At 48.9% G+C, this 4,940-nt stretch carries 5 protein-coding genes; all 5 read right to left on the minus strand.

Annotation, left to right across the window (positions count from 1 at the left end):
• Window positions 1-139 precede the first annotated feature (139 nt).
• A complete protein-coding gene (locus tag H7U37_RS14325; protein WP_204876764.1) occupies window positions 140-1,564 on the minus strand; it encodes a site-specific integrase in 1,425 nt (474 codons plus the stop codon).
• A gap of 21 nt (window positions 1,565-1,585) precedes the next feature.
• On the minus strand, window positions 1,586-1,792 hold the full coding sequence (locus H7U37_RS14330) for a helix-turn-helix domain-containing protein (protein ID WP_204876766.1): 207 nt from the start codon (window positions 1,790-1,792) through the stop codon (window positions 1,586-1,588).
• A gap of 141 nt (window positions 1,793-1,933) precedes the next feature.
• Window positions 1,934-2,620: a hypothetical protein gene (locus H7U37_RS14335; RefSeq protein ID WP_204876768.1), complete on the minus strand. Its 687-nt coding sequence runs from the start codon at window positions 2,618-2,620 to the stop codon at window positions 1,934-1,936.
• Between the two features lie 458 nt (window positions 2,621-3,078).
• Window positions 3,079-3,819, minus strand: coding sequence for an MATE family efflux transporter (locus tag H7U37_RS16295; RefSeq protein WP_477742904.1), 741 nt, complete (start codon window positions 3,817-3,819; stop codon window positions 3,079-3,081).
• Window positions 3,779-4,450, minus strand: coding sequence for an MATE family efflux transporter (locus tag H7U37_RS16300; RefSeq protein WP_477742903.1), 672 nt, complete (start codon window positions 4,448-4,450; stop codon window positions 3,779-3,781). The genes H7U37_RS16295 and H7U37_RS16300 overlap by 41 nt, the downstream gene beginning before the upstream one ends.
• Window positions 4,451-4,940 lie beyond the last annotated feature (490 nt).

Genomic DNA, 4,940 nt, shown 5'->3' on the forward strand with positions numbered 1-4,940 from the left:
CCATACCTCATCACTGATATCGTGGCGTTGTTGTTCGTTACTCATAGGAACACCTCTTTCTGGGCTGTTGTCCCTATTATACTACATTACTCGTGTAAACACTATTTAAGAAAAACTGCCGCTTTGCTAAACCGACATTTCAGAAGGATTTTTCGGATGGAACTGCCGACAAAAGCGCCGCCAGGGTGCTTACCAATTCCGGCGATTTTTGCAGTTGCGCCACCAGCCCCGCCAGGTCCAAAGACGGGGTCGCCGCCGGTTTTTCCGGCTCCTTGGGCTTGGGCGGCTCCAGAGGGCGCACCGTCCGCAGGTCGGGATTGGCGCTGGCGTAGAAGGCGTCCTCAGACTTCTGGGCGTTCACCTTGCGGTCCTCGTCCAGAATGTGGGCATAGACCTGGGTGATCATGTCAATCTGGGCGTGGCCCGTGTCGCCTTGGGTGGCCTTCAGGTCGCCGTGGTTCAGCTTCAGCTTGTAGGTGGTGCTGGAATGTCGGAGGGAGTGAAAGACCACCTTGGGAAGCCCCGCGCTCTCCCGCAGCTTCTGGAATTCGCCCGCGATGATGCGTTCCTCGCAGGGGCGGCCGTTGGGCATCGCCACCACCAGATCGTAGTCTTGGTACTCGTCCCCCAACAGCTCTTTCAACTCATTCTGGGATTCCCTCCACTGGCGGAGAATATAGGCAACCGTCTTGGGCAGCCACACCTTCCGAATGCTGGAGTCGGTCTTGGGCTTTTTCAGAACGACTCTGGTGCTGGTGTTGGCAAACAGGGGCGGGAAGATGTGATAGATGTCCCGCTTGCCCAACATTTCAATGGCCCGTTTGGAGGCCCGCACCAGTTCCTTGTCAATATAGACATAGGCGTTATCCGTGGCGATGTCCTCGTCCTCAATGTGGACATTGCTCCAGGTGAGTCCCAGAATCTCGCCGATCCGCATGGAGCAGGCAAAGGCCAGATTCATGGCGATGTAAAGCTTGCTCTCCGTGCAGCTGTCCAGGGCTTTGCGGATGATCTCGGCGGTCCAGATGTCCCGCTTCTTGTACTCCGTCTTGGGCAGCACCACATTGTCGAAGGGGTTCTTGGGGACGATCTCCCACCGGACCGCCTGCTTGAAGGCGCAGCGGAGCAGTTTGATGATCTTCTCGATATTCTGGTTGCTCATGTACTCCGACTTGGGGCGGTGGGTCTTGGTGGCTACCGGCGGTGTTTTCTGTAAGGTCTGGATGTACTTGTCCACCACACGGGGCGTGGTGTCCTGCACCTTCATGTCCCCGATGATGGGGTTGATGTAGTTGGCGATGAGGGCGGTCTGGCTGTCGTACATGGATACGCCCCACCGCTTTTCCCCGTAGAGGGAAACGAAGTCCAGCATGAACTCCTTGATGGTCTGGTCGCTGGGCGGAAGAAAGGTGCCGGAGGTCTTTTTGCTCTCAATCTCCGCCTTGCGCTTCAATGCGTCCTGATAGCTGGATCGGGTCTCCCACTTCTGCTTTTTCTCGCCGTTTTCGTCTATGTAGCTGTAGACTACGGAATAGTTTTTCTTTCTCTTGATAATAGATGCCATAACGAACCTTCCTTTCTTGTGTCACAGGTCAAGTGACTCCAGCCAGTGGTCGAACGACCGCTTGGAAATCCGTATGGCGTTGCCAATTCGTACGCTTTTGAAAAGGTCCTCCCGCACAAGGCTATATGCCCGCGCTTGGCTGACACCTAAAATCACGGCAATGTCATTGACCGTGTAGGTGCGGCACTCCGAAGGCCTTTTCTCCGTACCGTTCTGAAGCTCTGACACAGCAGCCTCCTTTCCTGTCAGAAACGGCACGCAAAAGGGTATTCATTCATAACTTCCACCCTCATTGTACCGCGCCGTTTCGGGTTTGTCTGCTGCTAATGGAAAATTTACGAACTATCCGTAAACAGAAAAGCAGAAGATTTATCTGAAAATAAAAGAGGCAAAAAACGGACGGCTGCTGGCAGTACCTAAAGGTATTTCCTTCGGTCGCAGCTCCACGGGAATCTCACCCCGGCCCATGTTGATGGGTGCGCCGCGCAATGCTTTGAGGGCGTTCAACGCGGGAGTCTTATTATCCTGTCTGTGCATCCTCGCCAACAGGCTGCCACACCTGTTTTGCGGCCTGGTTTTGTCGCTCACCTGTTTGGTAGGAGTCCCGTCCTGCGGACTTGCAACAGACTTCATGGCGCACCGGCCGACCGGCTCCACGTTCTCTTGGGATAACTGATTGAGTGCATCGGCCAGGAGATCATTTTCAATCAGAATCACAGTTCCACGAGCTGTGAAAGAATGGTACTCCCAGGGATAGCGGTCATAAACCGCAAGCTGCTCCATGATTTCCTCTGGCAGTTCGCTCAGGCTAATCTCGCAGTTCCGCCGATAACGAATCTGGCGATATGCGTTAAGGGCTTCATACTTGATTGCCCGTTTGCAAAAGCTGTCAAAGGTATGCTGCTTATGTTCTTTATGGCGATCAGGTGTCATGTTCTCACCTCCCTCCGTGTCGGGAGGCGGGTCTTTTCTTCCCCTTTCGCCCACTACTGTTATGGCAATGCCGCTGTTTGGCTGGTTTCCCGCATTTATATTAAAAATTTTTTTGCCGCTCATAATTGGCTCCTTTCGTTTCGTTCAGGTTGACAGGCCGGAACGAAACGAGGCGGAGAGTGGCAGCCGGCGAAAAAACAGAAAAGCCGACAAAAAACGCCTGCCCGCAAATTGCGAACAGGCGTTAAGGAACGATAAGAAGTATTTACATGAATTGTGTGTTCATCTTCATAGCCGCAGCATTTCGGCAATAACGGACGGCTTTTTTTGATAATGTAAAGCCAATATGATTTTGCCTAAATACTGTTGCTTTCATGGCGGCTCCCTCCGTGGGCCGCCGATCCTGCGCCGGGCAAAGAGAAGCGGCGGCCTTGATTATTCAAAGCCGCCGCATTGTTAATTGGGCATGGGAAAACACTGCTGAACGACGGCTTTTTTTCTTTTTGCCGTCGCCCGGCAGTTGAAAAGTTATTTTTTTAATTTCATGTGGTACGCTTATGCGGTTATTGAATTATCTCCATTCAAATTTCGCTTTTCTTCTGAATAAGCGTTTTTCGCTCCCAGCCTTTATTTTGAAAATAGAGAAATCCAACAATAGCTGGCAAGATCGGGGAAAGAGCCTGTCCATAATAAATCCCCGGAAAGCCCATACTAAGTGTAAAGGCAAGAAGCCAGCTCACCGGCAGACGTACAATTACCGCATCCAGTAGCGCATTGAGCATAGCTATATTTGCAGCACCTAGCCCAATCGCAAAAGAATCCAATGTATACATGACAGCGTAAATTAGACTGTTGACACCGCAGCAAATCCGCAGATAATACACTCCGTCGTTGATTACTTCTGCACTGGTACTGCCAAAAAGCAGGATCAGTTGTTCGGCAAAAACTTGAACACCAATTACAACAACAAGGGTTACAGAAACATTCAGCAGCAAGCCGATTTTAACTACTTTCCGCGCCCGTTTTATCTCTCCGGCACCGATGCACTGGCCTACCATCACTGTAACCGCTTGTCCGATAGCCCAGCAGGGCATACCGGCAAAGGTATTGATCTGCAATCCAACACCAGAAGCAGCAGATACAGAAGTACCAAATTGATTTAGCATACCTGTTACAAGCAGATAAGCCGTGTTCACAACTACCATTTGAATTGCGGTAGGTAGCCCAACTTTAAGAATGGAAACCAGTTTATCCATTTGGAGTGTAAACGGCTTGTGAACATCAGCAGAGAAGAATACTTTGTGCTTTCTTAAATAGAACATGGAAATCAAAAAAGAAATCCCCTGTGCTGTGATAGTGGCATAAGCAGCTCCGGTTGTTCCTATTCCCAAAGGACCTACCAGCAAAATGTCTAAAGCAATATTGATAATCGTGGCAATCCCTACGAAATAAAGGGGGGGATTTGGAATCACCTAATCCTTTGAGTACAGAACATACAGCGTTATATCCAAAGACAAACACCGTTCCCCAGCAAATGATCTTCATATAATTGCAGGCATCTTGATATGCGTCTGACGGAACATTTAATGCTTGAAATAGCGGCTGGTAAAACGCCAACCCGATAACAGTTACAAGCAGAGCGGACACCAAAGAAAGCAAAGCCAGCGTTTGGAAAGTTTCAGCCTGTCCCTTTTTATCATTTGCCCCTTTATATTGGGCAATCAGAACAGCCCCGCCCATTGTCATACCAATACAGATAGAGTTAATTATATAGCATAATTTAGATGCGTTATTGATGGCAGCAAGCCCCGTATCACCCACAATTTGGCCGACTACCAGCATATCCACTACGTTGTAGAGTGATTGCAGGATATTTGCCAGAAGCAGCGGAAATGCAAAAGCAGCCAATTTTTTTGGCACGCTACCGTTTAATAAATTTTGTTTTTCGGTCATATCAATTCTCCTTTGAAATCAAAAAGAGGACACACAAATCTGTGCGCCCTCTGCATAGTTGCCCTAAAATGGGCATAACAAAAGGCCACAAACAAAACATTGTCTGTGGCCTAAACAGTCAATTATCTATCGTTGATCTGATAAAAGGGTACAAAAACCAAAGACAGCCTTAAATCTGCCTCGGCCTTTCCATTTTATAGATCAACTTTCCGAAAAGGCTCCGCACAATGTTTCGTGGTATAAACTTGTTTGGAGCCGAAATCAATGGCAAATTTTCCAAATAACATCATGCTCACCTCTTTCTAAGCATACAGTATATTTTGATTTTAAGCGTTTTGGCTCTCTTTGTCAAGGTGGATCACTTTTTCTTTGGCGTCAAGATTGTAGGAGTACAATACATGTTGGACAGTTGAATAAAAAAGGATGAAGGATAGGGCCTCATCGGTTAAAGTTGAGTTGCGACACAACAACTTGACGAGAGGGGGCCATA

Origin of the sequence: Pseudoflavonifractor phocaeensis, assembly GCF_016901735.1 — a bacterium.
Classification (GTDB): Bacteria; Bacillota; Clostridia; order Oscillospirales; family Oscillospiraceae; genus Pseudoflavonifractor_A.

What these genes read in the sequence shown, in the direction of transcription:
- H7U37_RS14325 (WP_204876764.1), bottom strand. Translation starts at nt 1,564, where the DNA reads ATGGCATCTATTATCAAGAGAAAGAAAAACTATTCCGTAGTCTACAGC.
- H7U37_RS14335 (WP_204876768.1), bottom strand. Translation starts at nt 2,620, where the DNA reads ATGAGCGGCAAAAAAATTTTTAATATAAATGCGGGAAACCAGCCAAAC.
- H7U37_RS16295 (WP_477742904.1), bottom strand. Translation starts at nt 3,819, where the DNA reads ATGTTCTATTTAAGAAAGCACAAAGTATTCTTCTCTGCTGATGTTCAC.
- H7U37_RS16300 (WP_477742903.1), bottom strand. Translation starts at nt 4,450, where the DNA reads ATGACCGAAAAACAAAATTTATTAAACGGTAGCGTGCCAAAAAAATTG.